This is a genomic window from Mesomycoplasma hyopneumoniae J, assembly GCF_000008205.1.
Lineage (GTDB): Bacteria > Bacillota_I > Bacilli_A > Mycoplasmatales > Metamycoplasmataceae > Mesomycoplasma > Mesomycoplasma hyopneumoniae.
The window spans coordinates 26710-52295 of record NC_007295.1; the positions used below are offsets into that span (position 1 = coordinate 26710).

20 protein-coding genes are annotated in these 25586 nt (G+C 28.5%); 12 read left to right on the forward strand and 8 right to left on the reverse strand.

Features of this window, described 5'->3' with window-relative positions:
- The first annotated feature begins 6 nt into the window (after positions 1–6).
- From MHJ_RS00115 to MHJ_RS00130, 4 genes are all read left to right on the forward strand, one after another.
- Positions 7–300, forward strand: coding sequence for a glutamyl-tRNA amidotransferase subunit C (locus MHJ_RS00115; RefSeq protein ID WP_014579532.1), 294 nt, complete (start codon positions 7–9; stop codon positions 298–300).
- Entirely contained in the window at positions 293–1612 is a 1320-nt protein-coding gene (locus MHJ_RS00120) for an amidase family protein (RefSeq protein WP_014579533.1), read from the forward strand. Before MHJ_RS00115 ends, MHJ_RS00120 begins: the two co-directional genes overlap by 8 nt.
- The gene (gene gatB, locus MHJ_RS00125; protein ID WP_011283846.1) at positions 1605–3005 is read left to right on the forward strand and encodes an Asp-tRNA(Asn)/Glu-tRNA(Gln) amidotransferase subunit GatB; all 1401 of its coding nucleotides are present in this window, start codon (positions 1605–1607) and stop codon (positions 3003–3005) included. The genes MHJ_RS00120 and gatB overlap by 8 nt, the downstream gene beginning before the upstream one ends.
- A gap of 236 nt (positions 3006–3241) precedes the next feature.
- Positions 3242–3745, forward strand: coding sequence for a hypothetical protein (locus MHJ_RS00130; protein ID WP_011205870.1), 504 nt, complete (start codon positions 3242–3244; stop codon positions 3743–3745).
- A gap of 116 nt (positions 3746–3861) precedes the next feature.
- On the opposite strand, the gene MHJ_RS00135 is transcribed toward MHJ_RS00130, so the two are convergent.
- From MHJ_RS00135 to MHJ_RS00150, 4 genes are read right to left on the reverse strand one after another with little or no spacing between them, the layout of a single operon-like run.
- A complete protein-coding gene (locus tag MHJ_RS00135) occupies positions 3862–4455 on the reverse strand; it encodes a signal peptidase II (RefSeq protein ID WP_044284737.1) in 594 nt (197 codons plus the stop codon).
- Positions 4433–7093, reverse strand: coding sequence for an isoleucine--tRNA ligase (gene ileS, locus MHJ_RS00140; protein WP_044284566.1), 2661 nt, complete (start codon positions 7091–7093; stop codon positions 4433–4435). Before ileS ends, MHJ_RS00135 begins: the two co-directional genes overlap by 23 nt.
- Positions 7093–9633 (reverse strand): DNA topoisomerase (ATP-hydrolyzing), encoded by a 2541-nt coding sequence (locus tag MHJ_RS00145; protein WP_011283850.1) that lies wholly within the window; start codon positions 9631–9633, stop codon positions 7093–7095. The genes ileS and MHJ_RS00145 overlap by 1 nt, the downstream gene beginning before the upstream one ends.
- Positions 9626–11554, reverse strand: a complete 1929-nt coding sequence (locus MHJ_RS00150; RefSeq protein WP_011283851.1) for a DNA gyrase/topoisomerase IV subunit B — start codon at positions 11552–11554, stop codon at positions 9626–9628. Before MHJ_RS00150 ends, MHJ_RS00145 begins: the two co-directional genes overlap by 8 nt.
- A gap of 209 nt (positions 11555–11763) precedes the next feature.
- Here MHJ_RS00150 and gap point away from each other — a divergent pair, with 209 nt between their 5' ends.
- Together gap and MHJ_RS03825 are read left to right on the forward strand one after the other, a co-directional pair.
- Positions 11764–12774 carry a type I glyceraldehyde-3-phosphate dehydrogenase gene (gene gap / locus MHJ_RS00155; protein WP_011283852.1) on the forward strand — a complete coding sequence of 337 codons (1011 nt, stop codon included), beginning with the start codon at positions 11764–11766 and terminating at the stop codon, positions 12772–12774.
- Between the two features lie 128 nt (positions 12775–12902).
- Positions 12903–14867: an Mhp366/Mhp367 family surface (lipo)protein gene (locus MHJ_RS03825; protein WP_408631360.1), complete on the forward strand. Its 1965-nt coding sequence runs from the start codon at positions 12903–12905 to the stop codon at positions 14865–14867.
- A gap of 100 nt (positions 14868–14967) precedes the next feature.
- Here the strand turns inward: MHJ_RS03825 and rnr are convergent, their stop codons facing one another.
- The 4 genes from rnr to recA are packed head-to-tail and all read right to left on the reverse strand — an operon-like array spanning position 14968 to position 19901.
- A complete protein-coding gene (gene rnr, locus MHJ_RS00165; protein ID WP_044284567.1) occupies positions 14968–17052 on the reverse strand; it encodes a ribonuclease R in 2085 nt (694 codons plus the stop codon).
- A gap of 5 nt (positions 17053–17057) precedes the next feature.
- Entirely contained in the window at positions 17058–17291 is a 234-nt protein-coding gene (gene secG, locus MHJ_RS00170; RefSeq protein WP_044284568.1) for a preprotein translocase subunit SecG, read from the reverse strand.
- A gap of 53 nt (positions 17292–17344) precedes the next feature.
- Positions 17345–18871, reverse strand: coding sequence for a phospholipase D-like domain-containing protein (locus MHJ_RS00175; RefSeq protein ID WP_044284569.1), 1527 nt, complete (start codon positions 18869–18871; stop codon positions 17345–17347).
- Between the two features lie 16 nt (positions 18872–18887).
- On the reverse strand, positions 18888–19901 hold the full coding sequence (gene recA, locus MHJ_RS00180; RefSeq protein WP_044284570.1) for a recombinase RecA: 1014 nt from the start codon (positions 19899–19901) through the stop codon (positions 18888–18890).
- Positions 19902–20140: 239 nt separating this feature from the next.
- Between recA and MHJ_RS00185 the strand changes: the two genes are divergently transcribed.
- The 6 genes from MHJ_RS00185 (at position 20141) to MHJ_RS00210 (ending at position 25421) form a co-directional block, all read left to right on the forward strand.
- Complete coding sequence (locus MHJ_RS00185; RefSeq protein WP_318023737.1) at positions 20141–20863, forward strand: phosphotransferase; 723 nt, start codon at positions 20141–20143, stop codon at positions 20861–20863.
- A 1-nt stretch (position 20864) separates the two neighbouring features.
- Entirely contained in the window at positions 20865–22124 is a 1260-nt protein-coding gene (obgE, locus tag MHJ_RS00190; protein ID WP_011283858.1) for a GTPase ObgE, read from the forward strand.
- An 84-nt stretch (positions 22125–22208) separates the two neighbouring features.
- Complete coding sequence (locus MHJ_RS00195) at positions 22209–22580, forward strand: MG284/MPN403 family protein (RefSeq protein ID WP_011205883.1); 372 nt, start codon at positions 22209–22211, stop codon at positions 22578–22580.
- A 3-nt stretch (positions 22581–22583) separates the two neighbouring features.
- Positions 22584–23792, forward strand: coding sequence for an MHO_1580 family protein (locus tag MHJ_RS00200; protein WP_011283860.1), 1209 nt, complete (start codon positions 22584–22586; stop codon positions 23790–23792).
- Positions 23793–23886: 94 nt separating this feature from the next.
- Positions 23887–24219: an MHO_1590 family protein gene (locus tag MHJ_RS00205; RefSeq protein ID WP_044284571.1), complete on the forward strand. Its 333-nt coding sequence runs from the start codon at positions 23887–23889 to the stop codon at positions 24217–24219.
- Positions 24220–24263: 44 nt separating this feature from the next.
- Positions 24264–25421 (forward strand): Y-family DNA polymerase, encoded by a 1158-nt coding sequence (locus MHJ_RS00210; protein ID WP_020835510.1) that lies wholly within the window; start codon positions 24264–24266, stop codon positions 25419–25421.
- The last annotated feature ends 165 nt before the right edge of the window (positions 25422–25586 follow it).

The following is a 25586-nucleotide window of genomic DNA, read 5'->3' on the forward strand; positions in this document are numbered from 1 at the left end:
GGAGAAGTGGACAAGGAAAAAATATTAAAACTTGCAAAATCTCTCTATTTTGTCCCAAATGAGAAGGTAATTTATACAATTTTAACTGAAAAAGATCAAATGTTAGCTCGAATTAACTATTTGCACCAGTTTGATACAAAAAACATTCAACCACTTGAAAAAATTAACTCACTGCCAAAAGGTATAGAAATTTTATTTGAGGATATTCCAGCTTTTACCAGTTTTAGAGAACAACTTTTTGACAATTCTATTCATAGCAGTGAAAACCAAATTATAATTAAAAAGGTAATTGATGACTAAATTTCAGCTTAGTTTTCAAGGAGCACTTGAGAAATTAAAAAATGATAAAAATAATACGGTTGCTTACTTTTTTCAAGAAAAAAACAACAAAAAAGGTGTTTTGGCAAATAAATTTTTTAGCATCAAATCGAATTTTGCAACAACTGAAGGTGTTTCTCATGCTTCTTCAATTTCCCTTTTAAATTTTAAACCCTCTTATAATGCAACTGTTTTTCAAAAATTAATTAATGCCGGAGCACAACCACTTGTAAAAGTTCATAATGACGAGTTGGGTTTAGGTGGAAAAGGTCTTTTTTCAGCTTTCGGTAAAATTGTAAATCCTTTAGACAAAACAAAATTAATTGGCGGATCTTCATCTGGAAGTGCCGCAACAATTAATTTTGTTCACTTCGCAATTGGCTCAGACACCGGCGATTCGATTAGAAGGCCGGCTAGTTTTATCGGGAAAGTTGGATTTAAACCTTCATATGGTGCTGTATCCCGTTATGGATTGTTTCCTTATGCCACTTCGTTGGATACAGTAGCGTGGTTAACTCATAATGTTCTGGATTCTATTTTAGTATCACAGGTAGTTTTTGGTTCTGATGAAAACGACTTAACATCTGTTGAAATCGATGTTAAAAATGTTGAAAAAACAAAACCAAAAAAAGTTGCATTTCTTGATTTGGATGCTGAAATTGAAGATTATGTAGTAAAAAAACTCTATAAATTACGGAATATTTTAAAATCTGACCAGGTAGAAATAGAGATAATTAAACCAGATTTAAACCTATTAAAAACAATTCTACCTGTTTATGAAATAATTTCTTATTCAGAGGCAACCTCAAATTTATCTGCAATTAATGGGATAACTTTTGGGAATACTGAAAAAAATTTAAAATGAGAAGAGATTTTTATTAGAACAAGATCAGATGGTTTTGGTTTGATGCTGCAAAAAAGACTAATTTGAGGCTCTTTTTTTCTTGAAAAAGATAATCAAGAGCATTTTTTTATTAAAGCCAAAAAAATGAGAACTTTAATTAAGAATTATTATGAATCTATACTGAATAAATTTGATTTAGTAGTTTTTCCTGCTTTTTATGGCATTGCCCCTGATATTCAAGGTGAAAACAGTGAAAAAAGTGATAAAATTACTAATTTTATTCTAGCTATTTCAAATTTAGTTGGCAATCCATCAATTAGTTTGCCATTAGGTAGTTATAAAAATTTACCTTTTAATTTAGCGGTTGATTCAAAAATAAATTCTGATGCAGAATTGTTAGGATTTTCCCTTTATCTTGAAGAAAAAATAAGCGAAATTAATAATGAATAATAAATATTTAGTCACAATTGGGATTGAAATTCATTTGGAATTAAATACAAAAGCAAAAATGTTTTCAAATTCACCGAATTTACGCGGTGAAGCAAATCAATTTTTTAATCTTTTTGATCTAGCTTATCTCGGAACTTTACCAAAAATTAATAAAGAAGCTGTTAAAAAAGCAATAATTTTGGCAAAAGCACTAAAAATGCGAATTTCACCAATTTTAGCTTTTGATCGAAAAAATTATTTCTACCCTGATTTGCCAAAAGGTTTTCAAATTAGTCAACAATTCCATCCCATTGGAAAAAATGGAATTTTAAAAGTTGGTGATTTTAATGTTGAAATTGAAAGAATTCATCTTGAAGAAGATACGGCAAAACAAATTCATAAAGATAATCAAACATTTTTTGATTATAATAGATGTGGGGTTCCCTTGATTGAAATTGTTACAAGACCTGTAATAAGTTCATCAAAACTAGCAGCAAAATATGTCGATGAAATTAAAAAATTAACCTTATTTTTAGGTATTTCTGATGCAAAATTAGAAAATGGATCACTTCGTGCTGATATAAATATTTCAGTTCGCCCTGAAAATCAAGTCGAATTTAATCCAAAAGTTGAAATAAAAAATATAAATTCAATTTCTAATATCCAAAAAGCCGCCGAACTTGAAATTCAAGAACAAATTTATGCCTATGAAAACGGTATAAAAGTCAAGCAAGTTACAAAAAAATTCAATGATGTTATTGCAAGAAATCAAATTTTAAGACTTAAAACAGATGCAATTGACTATAAATATTTTCCAGAACCTAATTTGCCATATATTGAACTAAAGCCAGATTTTGTTGATAAAATTCAGGTTCCACTTACCCCATCAGAAATAGAAAAAATGCTTAAAAAAGAAGGAGTTTCCACCTTTTATATTAATCAGATCTTGAATAATTTTAACTACTGAACCTACCTAAACAACTCCAATCCTGATAATTGAAGTTTAAGTGTTAAATTATTTTTTTCTGAAATTGTACCAATTATTAATAAGCTAGGGTTCGAAAATTTAGCAATAGAATTTGATTTTTTTGGGAAAATAATCCAAAAACATTTTAACAAAGAATTGTCAAATTCCGAAATTCGCAAAATAATTGAAATAAAACAAACAAACAAACAATTTAATTTAAATGATATTTTATCTAACATAAAGGAGAAAAAACTATCTGAAGCAGCAATAAAAAACTTGTTAAAAGAAGTAGTTAGTGAAGAATTTGCTCAGATTGAAAAAAATAGACAGGATAAGTCTAAATTATTTAAATTTTTAATAGGAAAATTAATGCAAAAAACAAAAGGAAACGCCGAACCAATTAAAGTCAATCAAGTTTTAAAAGAATGGTTAGATAGTTTTAACTAAAAAATAAGTAAGATATTACAGAGACAAAATTGTTGGTTATTTTTCTAGGTAAAACTCAGGATTTTCCAAAAAAATTAATTTATTTTTTTGAAAAATTAAGTAAACCTTTTTCATTAAAATTTTAGTGATTCGTAAAAACCAGTTAAATATTAAAATTTTAAATGTTTTTTAATTTTAGTAGTCGACAAAATTTTTGATTTTTTTAAAAAATCGCAAAAATAAGGTAGAATTTAAATATGTATAAAGCTGAGATAAAAAGATTATTAATTTCACTTAAAAATTTAACAATAACTTTAATATCAATTCGGGGTGTTAGGTTTGTTATAGAAATTATTTGGGGTATTATGGCATTCTGACTTTTAACAACCTGACTTTTTACTGCCTCTTCAGAAGATATAACTGATCCTAAAATTTGACAAGAGAAGCAAGATGCAGTTAAAAACCAATTATTTAGGTTTTCAGGGCCACAATTTATTTTGCTTCTTGTTTTAATCGGGCTAATTATAGCAAACTGAATTTTTTATATAATGTTTTTTATAAAGTTAAATAGGCTTCAAAAACTTCACTTTTATATTCAAAACCCGATAATAATTGCTAGATTATCCACAATTAAGTCATATACTATTATTGGTTTTTTTGTTGGGTATGTTGATTTGGTAGCGGCTATTTTTGCTTTAAAATTAGTTGTATCAGATTGAAGAAGACTAACAGAACCTGAACAAAAGAAGTTAGAAATTTAAAATTATCCTTTAATTTATGTTATTTTTTAAAAATTTGTCGTATCTTTTGGGAATAATTTTCAAAAAATAAGTTAGAAAAAATTCATTATCTAATAAATTAATAAGGACTGAGATTATTATTTGTCAGCCTTTTCTTTTGGTTGTTTTTTCATTCTTCTTCCATCAAAATTCTTTAAAAAATTAATAAGATGAACTAAAACAATACCAATTGGTCCAGAAAAAATAAATAAATCAGCAAAATTAAATGTACCACTTGAGGGTAAATATGGTAAAAAAAGCAAATCTTTTACGGTATTATTGTTTAAAATTCGGTCAATTTCGTTTCCTCAGTTACCCGCTAAAAGTGTTGCCATAAAGATAGTGAGTGAAAATTTTCTACTAAAAGGTATTAAAATTAAAAGAATCGCTGTCAAAAAAAAAGCAAAAATATGAATTCCCACAAATCCAATGATTTTGTTAATTTTAGAAGTTACACCTTGGTGCAAAAGTGGCCGAAAACCAATAAAACCTCATGAAATATTTTTTATAAAGCCTTTTTTGGTTGAAATTTCGTATTCATCTCAAGTAAAAATTAAATTTTTTGTTAATTGGTCAACCAACAAAAAAACTAAAATAATTGAAAAACCAATGATAATATTTAAAATAAATCGTTTTTTTCCAACAAGTTGGTATTTTGTTTTGGTAAAATTAACTATTTTTTTCAGGTACAATTTCACTTAAAACCTCAAAACAACGCGCACATACTTTGTTTATTTTTTCAAAATGATTCCAACATCTTGGGCATTTTTCTCAATTTAGTTGTAAAATTTCCGTTTTTCCATTAGAAAATTCAACTTTTGCAACCATTAACAACTTCTTAAGGTCGATTGATTTTATAAAGTCTGAGTCAGTTTTTAGTAAAACACCTACTTCATTTGGTCGTTTAATTTCCTTTGACTTAATTTTTTGCTCAATTAGTTGGTAAACTGAATCCTTAATTTGGAAAAATTCGTTTCATTTTGCGTCTAATTCTTCATCAAAATGTGACTCTTTAAAGAATTCTTCCATATGAACTGAAATTTGCTTGTTATTTTTTTGTATAAAACTGTAAATTTCTTCGGCAGTCGTTGGCATAATTGGTGCAATTGCAATATTTAAAACCTGCAAAAGTTCATATAAATTATACTGAACTTGCCGTCTTTTTAAGGACTCTTTTTTATCTGCGTATAAAATATCCTTGACAATTGAAAGATAAAAATTCGAAAATTCAATAATAAAATTATTAATAATTTTGACAACTCGAACAAAGCGATTTTGATCATAATTTTGAATAATTTCGTTTTTTAATTTTTGAATTTTATTGAAAATATATAAATCCACTTCAGTTAATTCGTATTTTGTTGGCTTAAAATCGGCTAAATTGGTGATTAAAAACCTTACTGTGTTGCGAATTTTGCGATAAATTTCAACATTTTGCTCAAAAATCGCCTCAGAATACACAATATCATTATAATATTCGCTGTTTGCAACTCAAAGACGAAAAATATCGCAGCCATATTTGCTTAAAATTAAGAGTGGGTCAACTCCATTTCCCCTGGATTTTGACATTTTATTCCCCTTTGCATCAACAACAAAACCGTGAGAAAGTAATTTTTTATAAGGAGAAAATCCAAAATAAATTACAGAATTTATCAAAGACGAGTTGAATCAACCGCGATATTGGTCCGAACCTTCAAAATAAATATCAAAAGGAGGTTTTTCATCGCTAATATTTGCAGCAAAAAAACTAACACCGGAATCAAATCAGACATCTAGAATATCATTTTCCTTAGTTCAACCTAAATTTTGGTACTTTTCTGGTAAAAGTTCATCAGTAGTTTTTTCATACCAAATTCTAGAACCAAATTTTTCAACAAGTGAAATTATATAATCAAAAATTTCTGGCTTATCAAGGACAGGATCTTTATTTTGATCATAGAAAATAATCAACGGAATTCCCCAACTTCGCTGACGTGAGATCAGTCAATCTTTTCGTTCGACTACCATTTTTGTCAGCCTTTTTTTGAGTCAATTTTCCGGGAATTCAATTTCTTCTATTGCTTTTTCAAGATCTTTTTTAATCTTTTCAATTGAGACAAACCATTGCGGCGTTCCGCGATAAATTACCGGTTTTAAAGTTCTTCAATCATGTGGGAATGAGTGATCTATAAAACTTAGGTGCAAAATTTTTGACTTTTTTTCTAAAAATTCTGTTATTAATTTATTGGAATCAGCATAAAACTGCCCGGAAAATTGACCTGCATTTTCATTAAATTTTCCATCATCATTTACATGCATTACCATTTCAAGGTTGTTTTCTCTTCCAATTCAGTAGTCATCCTCACCAAAAAGTGGCGCCAAATGAACAAGTCCAGATCCAACATCTAAACTTACATGGTTTCCAGAAACAATTGGACAAATTTTTTCAAAAATTGGGTGAAGATATTTGATTCCCAAAATCGCCCTTCCAGGAAAATTATCTATAATTTCATAGTGTTTTCAGTCAAAAATAACAGCTAATTTTTCTAGTAAATTAGCTGCTAGAACATAAAAATTCTCTCCATTTTTTATGCGAACATAATCAAAATTTTCTCCAACAGCGACTCCGGAATTGGCAATTAATGTTCAAGGTGTGGTGGTTCAAATTATTAATTTATCATTTTCAGCGACAAAATTATTACCTTTTTTTATATCAAAACTCGTAAATAAAGACGGTGAACGGTATTCAAGATACTCAATTTCGGCTTCTGCAAGCGCACTTTGGCTACTTGGCGATCAATAAACTGGCTTTAGTGCCCGATAAACAAGTCCGCGACTGACCATTTTTTTAAATAATTTTAGTTGTTTTGCCTCATAATTAGGCGTGTTTGTTTGGTAAATTTGTTTAAAATCAGTTAATAAATTTAACTTTTTAAACTGCTTCATCTGTGCTAAAATTTGTGAATTTGCAAAATCATTTGATTTTCTACGGATTTCTAGTGTCGATTTTGAGCCAATTTGGTTGATAATTTTATTCTCAATTGGCAGACCATGAGTATCTCAACCTGGAACAAAAGGTGAATAAAATCCCGCCATAGTTTTATAACGAACAATAATATCCTTCAAAATTTTATTAAGCGCATGGCCAATGTGAATATCACCGTTTGCATATGGTGGCCCGTCGTGTAGGATGAACCGCGGATTTCCGCGTCTTTTTCTTAAAATTTGCTGGTAAATCTGATTTTTTTCTCAAAAATCAGCATAAAATTTGTCTTTTTCTGACAAATTTGCTTTCATTGAAAAATTAGAATTAAAAATATTTAATGAATTTTTATAAAAATTTTTATCCATTATTTGTCATCCTTTTCTATTTTTTTCAGAATTAAATCAATATCAATTTCACTTACTTTCCGAAGTTTTTCTTCTAAAGTTGAGTCATTTTTTGATATAGAATTTTGATCATTAGAATTGCTTTTTAGCAAAAAGTTGTTGTTTTTTATGTGGTTTTTTCCCGATTGAATATTTGGTAAAAAGAATTTATAATCTTTTTTTTGATTAGTTTTTAGCTTTCTAAAATCATTTAAACTAAAAATTTTTAATCCTTCTCCAAATTCAAAAATTTGCAAATTTTCGTTATAAATTATTATGCTTTTTGGGCTCAGGGAAAAATCAAGCTTTGTTTTAAAGTTTTTTGGAGTAAGAATTTTATTTCCAAAAAACAAATTTTCAGTATTAATTTTTTCAAACTGTGAATTAAAGTCAATAACTGCAAGTGATTCTGAGCTTTCAATAGTTTGACTGGCACTGATAAATTCATTTTTTCGGTGTCTGAAAATTTTTATACCTGTGGAATTTCTAGTATAAATTGGAATTTCTGATATACTCATTTTTAGAGCGCGGTTTTGTGTGGTAATTAGAACAATATTTTTTAATTTTTCTTCTAAAAAAACACTAATTAGCTCATCACCTTCCTTGAATCGAAAGATATTTTGTAATTTTTTTTGCTTAATTTTCATTAATTGGTCCAAATTCATTCTTTTAGCAAAACTGAATTTGGAAATAAAAATTAAAAATTGACTACTTTCAAAACTATCAGCAAAAAAAACACTTAAAATTTGTTGATTATTTGGGATTCCTAAAGTTATTTTTAAATTATTAGGTGAGTTTTTCAGATTTAATTCAGGAATTTGATGCACAGCTAAAATTGCTATTTCCCCTTTATTAGTTAGAAAAACTGCTTTTTGTTTTTGGTTAATTATACCTTGAAAAATGAAAAAATCTCCATTTGGAAGCTGAGTTTTTTCTATTTCATCAGGGAGAGAATTTTTTATATCTAATTTTTTATAAAGTCCCGATTTTGTTATTCAAAAATAAAAAAACTCATCTTTTACTAATTCATCTTTGTTAATTTTTATCTTAATATCAGAGTCAATTATCCTAGTTTTTCGCGGTTTTCCGTGATGTTTTTTAAAATCAGTTAACATATTTATTAAATTTTTATCAAATTCATCTTTATTTTCAATAAGTTTTTTGAACTTAGTAATGTTTTTTTCTAAATTTTTTGATTCTTCAAGGTAAATTTGCTGCTCAATTTTCGAAAGACGGTATAAACGCATTGATGCAATTGCCTCTGCTTGGGTTTGGCTAAAGTTAAAAAATTTAATTAAATCATTAACTACCCCAACTTTTGAATTATCAGATGCGCGAATAACCTTAATAACTTCGTCAGTAATATCGGCAACTTTGAGAAACCCAGTAATAATTTCTAATCTTTTTTTATTTTTGTAAAGTTCAAAATTAAATTCGGCAAGCTTAATTTTTCTTAAATGCTCAAGATAGTAAAAAATCATCTCCTTGATTGACAAAAGTTTTGGTGAATTATCACAAATTGCAACGGAATTATAAGAATAATGTATTTGTAGATGAGTTTTTTGTAGTAGATAATTAATAATTAGGTCAGGATTTCCGTCCTGTTCGAGTTCGATCAAAATGGAAACTCCATTTTGATCGGATTGATCAATTACATTTTTAATCCCATAAATTTTTACATCAAAACGAATGTCATCAATTTCTTCGATTAAACTTGACTTTGAAATTCCAAAAGGAATCGAGGTAATTTCAATTACATTTTGCCCATTTTTTTCGAAAATTTTATAATCAGAGCTTATTTTTATTTTGCCTTTTCCAGTTTTGAAAGCATCAAAAATACCTGATTTTCCATAAACAATTCCGCCTGTTGGAAAATCAGGACCTAAAATTATAGTAGAAATTTCTTCAATTGTAATTCCTGGATTTTTAATCATCAAAATTGCTGCATCGATCACTTCGCCTAAATTATGCGGGGGGATTTCAGTTGCAAATCCACTTGCAATTCCAATTGCCCCATTTATTAATAAATTTGGGAAAATTGCAGGTAAAATTGTTGGTTCTTTTTCACTATCATCAAAATTAGGGCAAAAACTTACAACATTTTTCGAAATTAATTCAAGTAAATGCTCACTAATTTCAGCCAATCTAACCTCTGTATATCGCATCGCGGCAGGTGGATCGTCATCAATTGACCCTTTATTTCCGTGCATTTCCACAAGCGGAGAATTCATTTTTCATTCCTGGGCAAGTCTGACAAGAGCATCATAGATTGAAGAATCACCATGAGGATGATATTTTCCGATTACATCACCGACAACTCTAGCAGATTTTTTGTAATTTTTACTATTTTTTAGCCCCAACTGTCACATTGAATAAAGAATTCGCCTCTGAACCGGTTTTAGGCCGTCTTTGACATCTGGAATTGCCCGTTGTTGAATTACATATTTTGAATAACGGATAAATTTTTCTGCTAAAATTTTTTCTAGCTGGGAATTAATTACTGAATCAAGACTTTTATTCATAAATTGTTTCCTTTAAATTTTCAATAAATTTGTCTTCAAGGGAAAAATTAACGTTTTTTTCAATTCAGCTCTTTCTTAGATCAGCTCTTTCCCCCATTAAAATTTGAAAATTTTTCTCTACTTTTGGATAATTTTCAATTAAAACTTTTTCCAAAGTTCGCCTCTCGGGGTCCATTGTCGTTTGCCAAAGCTGATTTGCATTCATTTCCCCAAGTCCTTTATAGCGCTGAATTTGCAAATTTGTACTGTTTTTGATGTATTTTTCGAACTTTTCCTCATCCCAGATATAAATATCTTTTCTCCCCTTTTCACTAATTCGATATAAGGGCGGTTGAGCAATATAGACAAAACCTTTTTCGATTAAAGGCCGCATATGCAAAAAAAGAAAGGTTAAAATTAAAATTTGGATGTGGGCTCCGTCATTGTCAGCGTCAGTCATAATGATAATTTTGCCATAATTTAGGTTCTTAAGGTTAAAATTCTGGCCAATTCCAGTTCCTAATGCACTAATAATTGCGATAATTTCCTCATTTTTTAATAGATCAATTAATCTTGTTTTTTGGGCGTTTACAATTTTACCTTTTAAAGGTAAAATTGCTTGAAACTCACGGTTTCTTGCAAGTTTTGCAGAACCACCTGCCGATTCACCTTCAACCAAAAAAAGCTCGCGATTCATAGCTTTTTTTGAATTTGCTGGGGTTAATTTCCCTGATAAAATCCGCTTTTCTTTTGTAATTGATTTGCTTGTTTTTGACTCAATTATGCTTAATTTTGACTTTTGTCTTTGGGTATAAGTTTCTAGTATAAAATTGATTATTTTACTTGCAACTTCTTTATTTAGTGCAAAAAAAGTCATTAAATTTGTAAAAATTACCTCTTCTGTAACTGTTTTTGCTAAAATAGTTGATAATTTATTTTTTGTTTGCCCAACAAATTCAAGAATTGATTCAGGAATTCGCAGTGATAAAACAGCTGAAAGTCCAACTTTTGCATCACTAAATTCTAAAATTTGCTTAGTTTTAAGTAAATTATTTTGTTGGCCGTAAGTATTAATTGCCTTTAAAAAACCGGATTTAAAACCATTTTCGTGACTTCCCCCTAAATTTGTTTTTACATTATTGACAAAAGAGATAATATTTTCTTGCTGTGAATTAACATACTGAAATCCAAATTCCACTATGATTTCCTGCATTTTTTCTTTAAAAGTAATAACTTTATCATGAATTTTTTCTTGATCATTGTTCAAAAATTCAATAAAACTTTCGATTCCCCTTTCGCAGAGAAACTTTTTTTCAATATTGTTTTTTGTATCAAAAAAATTGATTTTTAGATTGTTAATCAAAAAACAAGTTTCGCGTAGGCGCGAAATTATCATTTCTGAGTCAAATTCTGAATGTGAAAAAAGGGAAAAATCAGGTCAAAATCTGATTTTTGTCCCAGTTGTAGCGCTTTTTCCTATAATTTTAGTTCGAGTTTCAATTTTTCCACCGTTAATAAAACTAGTATAGAACAATTTTTTATCCCGATTTATATAGACTTCTAGTTTTTCAGAAAGAGCATTAACAACTGAAGAGCCAACACCATGAAGGCCACCAGCGGTTTTGTAGATATCAGTAGAAAATTTCGCTCCTGAATGGAGCTCGCTAAAAACTAATTCAACGCCAGTTTTTCCGGTTTTTTTATGAATTTCTGTCGGGATTCCGCGCCCATTATCACTAATTTCAATAGAATTATCACTATTAATTATTAGTGAAATTTCATTTGCAAATCCAGCAATTGCCTCGTCAATTGCATTATCAAAGATTTCCCAAATTAGCTGGTGTAATCCGTTTTTATCAGTTGATCCAATATACATTCCCGGGCGTTTGCGGACCGCTTCAAGCCCTTTTAAAAGTTTTAATTTTTCTACTGAGTAGGTCATATAGGGTCTAAATCCTTTCTGAAAATGCGTAAAAATTTTTCTAAATTAAATTTTATACAAAAAGGTAAATAATTTTACAAAAATTTTAATGTAAAATTTAAAAAAAGTGGTAAAATTACTAAAAATAATTAAATTTTGTTAATTTTTTGTTTTTTTAGTACCAAAACTCAAAATAGACAAAATTAATATAAAAGAAATGGAGATTCGCAATGAAAAAAATCGCAATTAATGGCTTTGGACGGATTGGGAGGTTGGCACTTCGTCGTCTTTTTGAAGTTAATGATGAAAATTTACAGGTTGTTGCAATTAACGACTTAACAGATGCATCAGTTTTAGCTCATTTATTTAAGTATGATTCCGCCCATGGAAAGTTTAACGGTGAAGTTGAAGTTTTAAAAGATAACGGAAAAAATTACCTTAAAATTAAAGGTCAAAAAATTCTTGTTTTATCTGAAAGAGACCCAAAGTCCTTGCCTTGAGGTCAGCTTGGAATTGATTTGGTTGTTGAATGTACAGGATTTTTTGCTTCAAAATCAGGAGCTAGTCAACATTTAGAGGCGGGAGCAAAAAAAGTAATAATTTCTGCTCCGGCAGGAAATGATGTTAAAACCATTGTTTATAACGTAAATTGTGATACAATTACTGAAGATGATAGAATTTTATCCTCAGCTTCTTGCACTACAAACGCACTTGCCCCACTTGTAAATGCGCTTGATAAAGAATTTGGGATAGACCACGGATTTATGACAACAATTCATGCTTATACTGCAGACCAAAGATTACAGGATGCTCCACATGGGGATTTAAGAAGAGCTCGAGCGGCTGGAGTAAATTTAGTTCCTTCATCAACAGGTGCTGCAAAATCTATTGGACTTGTAGTTCCTTCCCTTACAGGAAAATTGGATGGAATTGCAATTAGAGTCCCAGTGATTACAGGATCTTTTGTTGACTTAAGTGTTGAACTTAAATCAAATCCGTCCATAGAAGAAATTAATCAGAAAATGAGAGAATATGCAAACGAATCTTTTGCATATTGCGATGAGCCAATCGTTTCCAGCGACATTATTGGTGACAGACACGGATCAATTTTTGATGCAACATTAACAAAATATATTGAAGCAAATGGGAAAAGACTCTATAAATTATATACATGATATGATAATGAGTATTCATTCGTGTCTCAATTTGTAAGGGTTATTAGAGATTTTGTGCAAAAATAACAAAAAGTAAGTAACAAATTTTGTTACCAAAAGTACTTAAACTAATATAAAAATCCTTAATAAGAGTTTAAGTTCCTTATGAAAGCAAAAATAAGGGGGTGATTTTGGTAAGATATAAAAGAGAAAAAATTAAAAAAATCCTAAAAATACTTAGTATTTTCGGGATTTTTTCTCTTTCTTCTTGTAATTATTATAGTTCAGTTCCCTTAGTTAATAAAATTAAAATTCAAAATTCAATTCCTTACAATGATAAAACTGATTTAAGTCAGACTGTTTCAGAAGATAAAGTACCTGAAAAAAAAGATTTTTTTGTTGAACCAAAAGTAAAAACTTCGAAATTAGATTTAAATCTCAGTACAAAAAATCAAGAAAACTCCAAAAAAATCGATAAAAATAATCAGTATTTTTCTACCCAAAAAGATCAAACTACCCAAAAAGATCAAACTACCCAAAAAGATCAAACTACCCAAAAAGATCAAACTACCCAAAAAGATCAAACTACCCAAAAAGATCAAACTACCCAAAAAGATCAAACTACCCAAAAAGATCAAACTACCCAAAAAGATCAAACTACCCAAAAAATAACCTTATTACCGCAAAAAAAGCCAATAAAAAAAGTTATTGTACCCCCTGTTTCACCTGTTGTACCCGAAGAACAGCTTAAAAAACAAGTCGTACAACCTTCAATTTCACCTGAAAATTTAAGAAACCAACCTAAATCAATCTCAGATAACGGGAAAATTAGCCCTCCTAACTTAGTTAGTTCTCCAAAGACAAAGGATCAGATTTCGCTAAAACCACAAGATCCTAAAAAAATTGAAAAAAAGGCTATAAATAAGTTCGATATTTCTAAATTATCTAAATATAACGATAATGAAAAAGTGCAAAATATTGTTTTGGGGAATAAAACCGGAATATTTAAAACATTTAAGGTGTCCACCGATAATGCAATTTTGCGTGAAAACGGCGAGTCATTTTCAGGGTCAAAAAACGAAGGTTTAAATATTTATCTACTAGATAAATTGGATAAAAATAAAATAGATAAGAATAATCCAGTTCTTGGATTTTTTGTTAATTATTTTAATAAAAATTTTCGCAAAAACTACTATAAATTAAATCATTTTGGCTTTAAATCAGTTGATTATGCTGATAAAAGATACAATGAAATTTATCAGAGAAACGTCCGCTTCAGTTCAGGGACATCAATTTTACTTGATATGAATAGTGAGGAGGCGCTTTTTTTAACAAATAATCACGTATTATTTGACAAAAACAACCGTCCAATGTGGGCTTTTTTTGGTTACCCATTTATACTTTTTTATTTTAATAATCGGATTAATTTTATTCCTTCCCCTGATTATTCCTGGGTTTTGGACACTCTCCAAATTAAAGAAGAATATGAGAAAAAAGGTAATAAATTTCAAAAAAAGTCGAATTCAAAATCTAAACCAGAATTTGTTAAAAAAACTTACGAAAAATACTTTCGACTTGCCCCTGATTTTAACAGAAAAAATAAAGATCTTGGACTTTTTTACTTTAAATACAAAGAATTTATAGCTGATTTTTCAACGGCGGTTAAATTTTTTGAACAACATCAAAACGAAATTAAAACTACTTTTGACTGAGCAAAACGGCAAGATACACAAAAAAGGTTAAAAGATTTTGAAAGAGCTATCCAAGTTTTTAGCAAATATTTTGAGCAAATGTCCAAATTAGGTCCTGTTAAATTAAGTGAAAGGGTCTGAAAAAATGGAGATATCGACTATGAAACAAAATTAGGCCTATTTTGGCCGCGTCATATAGCTGCCAAAAATATGTTCAAAGGGGTTTATATCCGCGGGCAAGAGGCAACTTTTTTTGCTACAAATGGCCATGGCGCATCGGGAAGTGGGATTTTTAACACAGATGGTTCGCTTGCGTTTGTAAATTATATAATAGTTAAAGATACGGCACAAAAGTATTATTATAGTGATCAAAATAATTTATTCAATTTTCTTACAGCCGCAATTGCTTTAAAGACTCCTTATATCAATTTAGTTGATGAAATTTATAAATTTTATTATAATAAAAATGTAAGGAATACTTTAAAATAAAGAATTTTTTGCGAGTATACTTGGCTTATCTAAATTTTTTATTTTGCACAAAAATGGAAGATTAATAATTTTTTTAAAAAAAAAGTGATAAAACTGAATTTTAGGCTAAAATAGCACTAATTTTACCCTCTCAAACATTAACACTTTCAATTTTAATATCAATAAATTCGCCCAATTTAAATCTTCGTCTGCTATTATAAATGCAAAACCCATCTTCTGTCAATTGGTATGGATCATTTTCGTTGTTTGGGAGACTTTTATTACTTAACATCGCATCAAAAAGTCCGTTAATTTCAACAAAAAAACCAGATTTTATAATTGAAGTTATTTGGGCATTAAAAGTTTGACCGATTAATTTTTTTACATATTCAGTTTTTTTTATATTGACAATTTTTCTTTCTAAATTAAAGGCTTTTTGCTCTAGTTCCGTGGTCAAGTAGGAATTTTTAGTTAAAATTTCGTTGAAAAAATCAAAATTTTTGTTTTTTTCAAAGATAAAAAAACGAATAATTCGATGTAAAATTAGATCCGGGTAGCGGCGAATTGGGCTTGTAAAATGGGAATAAAAATTCGCTGCCAAACCAAAATGACCTATGTTTTCCGTGCTATAAATTGCTTTTTGCATTGTTCTTAAAATTGAATATTTTAAAAAATTATCGTTATTTTTTGTTTTTATTTCATCAATTTTTCTTGCAAATTCCCTTGAATTTGAGTTTAATTTTAAAGTATTCTTAACTCCTAACACCTTCAAAATTTGATTGAAAATCATAATTTTTTCAGGATCAGGCTTGTTATGAACCCTGTATAAAATTGGAATTTTCCTTTTTGTTAAGAATTCAGAGACATTTTCATTAGCTCTAATCATAAAATTTTCAATTAATTCTTCTGAGGTTCCCCTACTTTTTAATTTTAAAGATTCTGTAAAACCTTGTTCATCCAAAATAATTTTTATCTCATCTATGGCCAAATCGATATAACCTTGATTTTTTTTAAACAGTGATAAAATGGTGTTTAATTCTTGTGCTGTTTTCAACATTTTTTCTAAATTAGTATCGTTAAAACTAGATTTTCCATTAAAAAAATTATTGACATCTTTGTAAGTCAGTCGCCATTTTGAGTTAATTACTGATGGATAAATTTTAATTGATAAATTTTCACCCCTTTTATTAATTAAACTTTCCATTGTTATTGTAAATCGGTCAACATTCGGCTTTAAAGAGCAAATTCCATTTGATAATTCTTCGGGCAACATTGGAATGACGGTGTGAGGTAGATAAATTGATGTTCCTCGGCGTTGGGCTTCAACATCAATTGGACTATCCTGCTTGACATAATGGGCAACATCGGCAATATGGACTTTCAAAAGAAAATTTCCTTCATTTGTTTTTTTAACAGAAATTGCATCATCGAAATCTTTTGTATCTTCGCCATCGATTGTAATAACTAATTCATCGCGCAGGTCGGTCCTGTTTTTTTCAATATTAGTAATTTCCTTTTCAATTTTTTCAGCCTCTTCAAGAACATCAGCACTAAATTTATTAGAAACTTCAGATTCAATTATTGGAATTTTTACATACAAAAATGGCTCGCTTTTATGACCAATTTTCTGAATTATGCTTATTTTTAAAGTATTTTTTTGATAGTCAATAATTTTTACCTTATAATAATTATCATTAATTAAATCATCAGTTGTGTTTCAACGGAACAAAAAATCACCTTTAAAATTTACAGGTTCAAAATCTCAATATTTCCCATTTTTAAAAGCTTTTCCGATTAAAAACTTGTTATTTCTTTGAATAATTTTGGTTACTATACCAAATACCTGATCACTTTTGAAACGATCAGCATAAATATTAATTTTAACTTCATCACCTTCAAGGGCGCTCGCTGTAAAACGCCCGGGGATAAAAACGTTATTTTTCTGGATTGGATTTTCTTTGTCTTCAACAAAACCAAAAGCAGAATTGGTTGCTCTGAAAATTCCAGATGTGGTTTTGAGAAATTTAGGAGCATAATATTTTCCTTCAGGGGTTTTAAAAACAACAAAATTTTCAATTAGATTACTAATTTGATTAGTTAGCTGGTGATTTAAATTGAAAGGAATGTTAAATTTTCGAACAATTTCAATAAAAGTTTTTTCTTGACGCAGAAAATTTTTTAAGCGCTCTTCCGATATAATTTCCATAATATTTATAATAACCTAACAACTAAAGCGAGCCCGAGAAAGATAAAACCCACAACAAACATTGCTCATTTTGTGAATTTTTTAAATCCGCGTTCTTTTGAAATCTGGAATAAATCTAGGTCGCTAGAACCAATAAGCGCTCCCGAAAAAGAGTTTGAATGTGGCGACATAAGCAGTGAGATTAAAATAATTAAAACACCAAAAATGGCAATAAACGTAACGATGATTGTTCTTCACATAATTCAAAAACACCAATAATAATATTAATAATTATACTATAAATTAGACAGTTTTATATAACAGTTTTTAAAAAAAATATAAAAAAACGAAGGATAAAAAAAACTTTTGATACCTTATTAATTTCAATAATAATATTTTGATTTTTTAGTACCTGAATATAATTTAAAAAGTCACCTAAAATTTTTCCTTTAAAAAATAAATTAGTTTCATATTGAAAAAGAAGCGATCGATAATCTAAATTCGAGGTTCCTATCATTCCATATTTATCATCAATGATTATTGACTTTCCATGGAAGAAAAGTTCTTTAAAATAGTGTATTTTTGCTCCATATTTCAATAATTTTTTAGCAAAAAAATCATTGAAAGTTTTAATAATTTTTGAATCATTTCTCCCCGGTAAGAAAAAATTAACCTCAATTTTAGCAAGCAAAATATCCTTTAAAGCATCAATAATTTTTTGCGAGGGAACAAGATAAGGGGTAAAAATTTTTATATTTTTTTTTGCTGAATAAATTTTTTTTAAAATAAAACCCTCAATTAATGAGTGCTCGAGGTTGGGTCCATTTTGAATAACTACACCAAGATTATCGTTTTTGTCTTGCTTTAGATTAGAATTTTCAATACTGCAAAATCCATTGATTTTTTCTTTTGATATCTTTTTTTTGCCTCATTTTGTTCAATGGAACAGAAAATTTTTACAGTAAGTTTGAACAATTTCACCTTCAAGTCTAAGGTTTAAATCCATTCAATATCCATAATTTTTATCAAAACTTGAATATTCTTCGGATATATTATTTCCGCCTGTATAAGCAATTTTTCCGTCAATAATATAAACTTTTCGGTGATTTCGGTAAAAACTTTGTCCGGAAACAAATGGAATTTTAAAGGTGTTAAAGTGCAAAACCTCAATTTTTTGCTTCTTTAATTCGATTCAATGGCGCCTTTTTATAAGATAGGTGCCAAAAGAATCGACTAAAATTTTAATTATCACCCCGCATTTCCGCTTATCAACCAGTATTTTTTTTAATTTTTTTCAAATAAAATCATTTTTTATTATATAAACATCAATAAAAATAAATTTTTTTGCATTTTTAATGTCAGCAAAAAGTTTTTCAAAAAAACTATGACCATCAACTAGCAAATTTCCATTAAATTCTTTAATTGGGGATGAAAAATATTCACTAGAAAAACTTAGTAAAGTATCTTTAGATTCTTGATTTTTCCAGGTTTGAACTTTTTCTTTTAGGTTAGTAAAATTTCTGTATTGTGCAAAATATTTTTTAATATTTTGACTTTTTAAGTATTTTCTGCCTAAAAAAATATATGAAATTGGGCCTATTATTGGCAAAATTGAACAAGCAATTAATCAAGAAATTTTCGTTTCATACCTTCTTTTTTGTAATAATATAAATAAATTAAAAAAAGAGGTAGAAGCATAAACTATAAAAATAGTCAAAATTGAAATTCAATTCATATTCTTTGCTAAAAAATAATGAATTAAATAAATTGTGGCACTAAAAGCAACTAAAAATATTACTAAGAAACAATAGTAAAAAAATCATTTTATAAATTTATGCATTATAATAATAATTTTACTATAATGTTTGAGATTGTTGTTGATTTTCCTTTAGTTTTTCAATAATTTGATCCTTTATTTCATTAAATAGTTTGGTATTATTTTCAAGTAGTAATTTTAAATTCACTTTACCTTGGGCGATATTCTCTCCCTTATATGCAAATCACGAACCTTTTCGTACAAGAATTCCAAGTTCCTCGCCTAATTGGGCAATTTCTGCTGATTTTGAAATACCTTTGGCAAAAACAATTTCAACTAAAGCAGTTTTAAAAGGAATTGCAAGCTTATTTTTTACTACTTTGATTTTTACACTATGCCCGGTGATGTCGTTTCCACTTGTTATTTGTTGAATTTTTCTAACATCTAACCTGATTGAAGCATAAAATTTGAGTCCTCTTCCACCAGGAGTAGTTTCAGGATTACCAAAAATTACTCCAACTTTTTCCCTAATTTGGTTAATAAAAATTACAGTTGTCCCGTTTTTATTTAGAGATGCTGTGATTTTTCGGAGCGCTTTTGACATCAGTCGAGCTTGTGCTCCTATTACTTGATCTTTCATTTCTCCTTGAAGTTCAGCCATTGGCACTAATGCAGCAACAGAGTCAACTACAATTAGATCAATTGCTTTTGTTTTTGTTAATGTATCGACAATGTCTAAAGCTTGTTCGCCAGAGTCTGGCTGTGAAAGTATTAAATTATCGATATCAATTCCTAAATTTTTTGCATACTGTGGATCAATTGAATGTTCTGCATCAATAAAGGCGGCAATTCCTCCCTGTTTTTGGACTTCAGCAATGGCATGGAGACTAATTGTGGTTTTCCCTGATGATTCAGGACCATAAATCTCAACAATTCTTCCTTTCGGAAAACCACCAATTCCAAGAGCCATATCGATAGCCATACTCCCAGATGAAAAAACTTCTGTATCAATTGGCGGCTTTTCACCTAAAACCATAATTGATTCGTTACCAAATTTCTTTTTAATTTCTGCAAGCGCTTGTTTTAATAATGATTTTTCGTTAATTTCAGTCATAATTGTTTCCTTTTTTTAATTTTTCGGTTTTGGTTTGTTGCTTATTCTAATTTAATATTTTTTAAACATTTTAATAAAAAAAGGAAAAATTTAGGAAAAAGTGGCCATTTTTCCTTTTTTTGAAAAAATTTTGTATTTTTTCATAAAATATTATGCTAGGGCGGAAAATAAAAGTAAAAATTTCAGCCCTAGTAATAATTTTTATTTTAAAATTTGAAAAATATAATAAAATTTCCAGTATGAAAAAAATTTTGATTGGATTTACTAATGAATCATTCCGCGAGGGTAACAAATTTATACAAAAAAAAATCCATAATGGAATGAATCATAAAATAGATTATAATATTTTATCAAATTTTAATTTTGTTCCAAAATTAATTTTAAATTCTAATGAAAAAATTATTTGGGAGTGGATTGATGGCGAAAAAGTTGAACCAAAAATTGAAACACTAGAAAAAATTGCTTCTCAATTAAGAGAAATTCATAATTCCAACCTTGATTTTCCTCCCTCAAATCATTCCTTTCGGGTTGAGCATTATTTGAAAGTTTTATCTGAAAAAGGTATAAATAATACAGTTATTGTAAAATATTATGACTTTATTAAGAAAATTCTTCAAAAAATGGATAAATCCAAGCCACTTCATAATGATTTGTGGTTGATGAATATGATTGAAAAAGATCAGAAAATCTACTTTTTAGACTGGGAGTATGCATCAAAAGGTGATATTCATTTTGATTTGGCTTATTTTATTGAATCAGCCAAACTAAATAGTGAAAAAGAACGCATTTTTTTAAATTTTTATGGTATAATTAATTATGAAAATCTTCTATTACAAAAAATTTTAGTATTATACCTTATAATATTGTGAGTGAATGCGCAAGAAACAAAACATTTTGATGATACACCTTATGCGAAAAAACTAGAAGATTTATATTTGGTTTTTGCATCTCGAAAGGAATAAAATGCGATTTGTCGACTATGTTTCAATCGAAGTCGTGGCTGGAAAAGGTGGCGATGGGATAATATCGTTTCGCCGGGAAGCTCATGTCGACAAAGGTGGACCGGACGGTGGCGATGGTGGATGAGGTGGTTCAATTTATTTTGTTGGTGATTCAGGTATGAATACTTTATTACCTTTTTATCAAACCAAGAAGATTTTCGGTTATAATGGCGAAAATGGTAGGCCAAAAAGACAGACTGGCGCTAATGGAAAAGATATTTTTATAAAAGTTCCTTTAGGTACACAAGTTTTTCTAAAAAAGTCTTTAATTTGTGATATAATTTTAGAAAAAAAATACTTAATAGCCAAAGGAGGTCGAGGAGGTCTTGGAAATTTTCATTTCAGAAATTCAAAAAATAAGGCACCTCGAATTTCTGAAAATGGGGAATTAGGTCAAAATTTTTATCTTGATTTACAACTAAAAGTTATGGCTGATATCGGTTTGGTAGGTAAGCCTAATGCAGGTAAATCGACACTTTTATCACTAATTTCTAACTCAAAACCAAAAATTGCAAATTATGAATTTACAACTTTAGCCCCACAATTAGGTGTTGTGAAAATTTATGAAAATTCATTTGTAACAGCTGATCTTCCCGGATTAATCCAGGGTGCTAGTTCGGGGAAGGGAATGGGAATTATTTTTTTAAAGCACATTGAAAGGTGTCGAGCAATTGTTCACGTAATTGATTTTGGTTCAGATAACAAAAATCCAATTAAGGATTTTATCGAGATAAAATCAGAATTAGAAAAATTCAATAAAAAGTTATTGGATTTAAACCAAATAGTTATTGCAAATAAGTGTGATCTACCTAATTTTCAGTTTAATTTAGCAAATTTTAAAAGAAAATTTCCAAAAATCAAAATAATTAAAAGTAGTTTAATTTCTGCAAAACAAAACGAAATTAATATAATTAAAGAGAAAATGTTTGGTTTGTTAGGAGAAAAACAAAAAAAATTAGAAATTCAAGAGATAAACACCTCAAAAATTGAATTTAACTTAAAAGCTCCCTTTTTAATTAAGAGCAGAAATAACGGTTTTTTTGAAATTACAGGAGAACTTATTCAAAAAATTATTCAAAAAATCCCGCTAAATTCTCAAGAGAACATTTTACGTTTTAATGCAAAAGTTAAAAAAATTGGACTTTGGGATGAATTGATCAAAAAAGGAATTAAACCAGGGGATTTAGTTAGAATCTATGAATTTGAATTTCACTGGAATTAAAATTATTTTATTAGAGCGAAAATCGCTCCAAATCACCAATATTATTCAAAAAAAATACAAACCATATGAAAGTGAGGAAACGCAATGAGCGTAGTTGCCAAAATAAAGAAGTTAATTGCGGAAAACCCGAAAGACAAAGCCGAGTGGTCTTTTGTTGCTAAAAAAACATTAGTTGCATTGTTATTTTTATATCATAAATCAACTAAATTAACTTCTCAAAGAGAGAAAGTTTACCAAACTTTAGGAATAGTTGAAAAACCAAAAGAAAACAAAGAAGAGGAAGTTTCAGCGATAGAACGTGCGCTCTCGCTATTGGAACCTAAATATACAAAACTTTTGATCAAAGAATTTATTGACAACGATTATAGCTGAATAAAAAAATATTGATCAAAATCCACTTATTACAAAAATATGCACAATGCAATTGACCAATTTATCATAATTTTAAACCTTTAATATATGAATTTCGAATTAGCTCCTTATGAAAATCCGGAAATCCAAATAGCAAGGAGTTATGGGCAGATTTCATTTAGTTATGCATCAAGTTCTTCACCAAACGGAATTAGACAGTTTGTGAAAATTGAGCGTGATTTATCTTCGGATCAATTTAGCGTGATTGTTACTGTTTTTTCAAAAGTAGCCGGAAAAGTTAATGTTTATGTTCAGGTTAATAATTCTAGTCCAACAGCTCCAAAATTACTTGAATTATTACCAGAAAAATTCAATCAAGCAGTTTTTACATTCGGAGACTTTGGGCAAACAAAAGAAAAGGCCAATGAGTCTAAATTTCCGAAATTAGATAATATTTTAGTTTACTTAACAAAAGAAAACGAGCAAAAAATACTATTAGATAATGTTTTGAAGGTGCGAAATTTTTCAGATGTAAATAAAGAATATTCGATTAAAAAAGCAGGGATTGGTTTTAAGCTTTTAAAATCAATTAAAATGGCAAATTTAGGCGCTGATGCCTCAATTGAATTTTCAAAAACTTATGAAAAAATTGATGAAAATACAATCTATTTTTTTCCTGATAAATTTAGTCAAAAAAAACACAATATAAATATTTTTAAAGTTGGTCTTGATCCTGAAGTTTTTGAAGCTGGCAATATTGAAAAAAATATTAATATTAGCAATCTAAAACTAACAAATCTGCCAGTTAAAGCAGTAACCGGATCAAAAAATCAATTGGATTTATCTTTTAAATTTCGCCAAGATATTTACGATAAAAATAAGGGACCGGAAATAATTCAAGGAAAATACATTGTTGGTGATATTTTTATAACATCAAATAGTTATTATGATCCAACAGAAAGAGCAGTTTTTTTAGGGAATTCGCAAATTTCTCAGCAAGGTTTTGTAATTCCCTATAATTTTTCAGGGACGCTAAATCCTAAAGTAGAGATGAGCATCAATAATGACTATCGGAAAATAAACGTCGCTTTTTCACAAGAAATACCGAAAAAATTAATTGATTATCAAAAAAAGAATGGAATTTACAAGCTAAAAATTACAAATTACCCTACCCCTTTTATTAAAACAGATCGAATTAGAATCTCAAATCAAGATTTTAAATATGTTGCCACTAATTTTTTAACAATTCAACAATTAAAAGATCTTTCTTTTACTAACTTTAAAGAAGACGATGATGAGAAAGAATTAGAGGAATAAAATTAAGGGCGCAATTAAAGTAGGGGCAGCTCTTATCTCGGTTGGGATAATTGCTGGAGCTGGTTTTGGAGGTTGGTATTTATATAATCACAAGTTGCAAAAATCAATTCCATCTTTAAAAAAACAGCTTGATTTTGATGTAAAATCTGATACTGATTATAAAGATAGTGATGTTTTTCCAAATATTTATGCCAACGATTTTTATGATACAATTAAGGTTAAAAACGGGGAAGTTTATATTGATGAGTGATTAGTGGAGAATGTAATTAAGGAGATTGTTTCAAAAATTAAAGTTGCTTTCGGAACGGTCAATTTTCGATACCAAATTGATGAGAAAAAAGAAACAATATATATTGAAATTTTATGAAAATATAAAAAACATATGTTAAATCGTAACTATAAAATTAGTTTATATCAGGATATTTAATATTAGTTATTTTCGAAAAATTAAGTATAATTATTTTTGATTTTATGTTAAAAATAATTGCTCATATTGATATTGATAACTTTTTTGTTTCATCAGAACTAAAGTTAAACCCAAAATTAAAAGGACAGCCAATTGTAATTTCCCGAAGCGAGGATTTTGCAATGGCTGTTTCTGTCTCTAAAGAGGTTAAGTCAAAAGGTTTCAAAATATCAGATAAAATTAATGAAATTAAAAAAAAGATACCTAATTTATTAGTAATTCATCCAAATATAAATTATTATAAATTCTTATCTGATCAATTTTTTAATTTTATAAGTAAAAATTTTTCAAAAAAAATTGAGGTTTATTCAATTGATGAATGTTTTATTGATCTAACAGAATATTCCCGAAAATTTAAGTCAATTACAGATATGCTCTATTTTATTAAAAATAAACTAGTAAAAAATTTTAGATTACCAATCTCAATCGGACTATCCTATAATAAATTATTAGCAAAAATGGCAACAAATTTAGCCAAAAATTCAGAAGCAGGCATTATGCAGGTTTCAACAAAAAAAGATGTTAAAGCTTTTATTTATCCTCAAAAAATAGGCAATCTTTTTGGAATTGGCATTCAAAATACTGAAAAATTAAAAAAATTCGGAATTATCACTATTCAAGATTTTATCCAAAAAGGTGTTAATAATGAGAAAATAATTGAAATTTTAGGAGTTAATCGTTATTATTTTTTTCATGCATTAACTAAAATAGGTGATGATAATGTTTGTGATAAACTTGAAAAATTCAAGAGTGTTTCGCATTTTCGCACTTTATCAGGAGATATTTTATTAACTAAAAAGCAAATTTTAGACGGTGTTTCCGAATTTTTACTAGAATTAGTAGAAAAACTAAAAAAATTCAACAAAGCAGCAAATCGTGTTGAATTTTTTTTTAAATTAAAAAATAAAGAAAAAGATCATTTTTTTTCTGATATAAGTTTCCCCTCAAATGATTATGATTTTCTTTATCAGAATTTGTTAGCACTTGTTGAAAAAATTGAAAATTTTTCTTTAATTCACGGCTTTGGTATCACCCTATCAAAAATTTCAGATTATGATAAAAGTATGTTAAATACTAATCCAAAAGTAAAAAATATTGTTGCAAAAGTTAATAAAAAAATCGGGCTGAAGAAATTATTTGTCCTAAAATACCTTAAAAATTAAAAAAATGAAAAAACTTTTATATTTTTATTTAAAAATATTTTTTCTAATATCAGTAGTTTTAGCTTTTGTTGCAGCTTGGAATTACACATTAATATTTGGATGGCTTTTTTCTGGCATTAGCGTTTTAGCATCTTTTTTTTCAAAACACTTTTTTTTAAAAAGAAT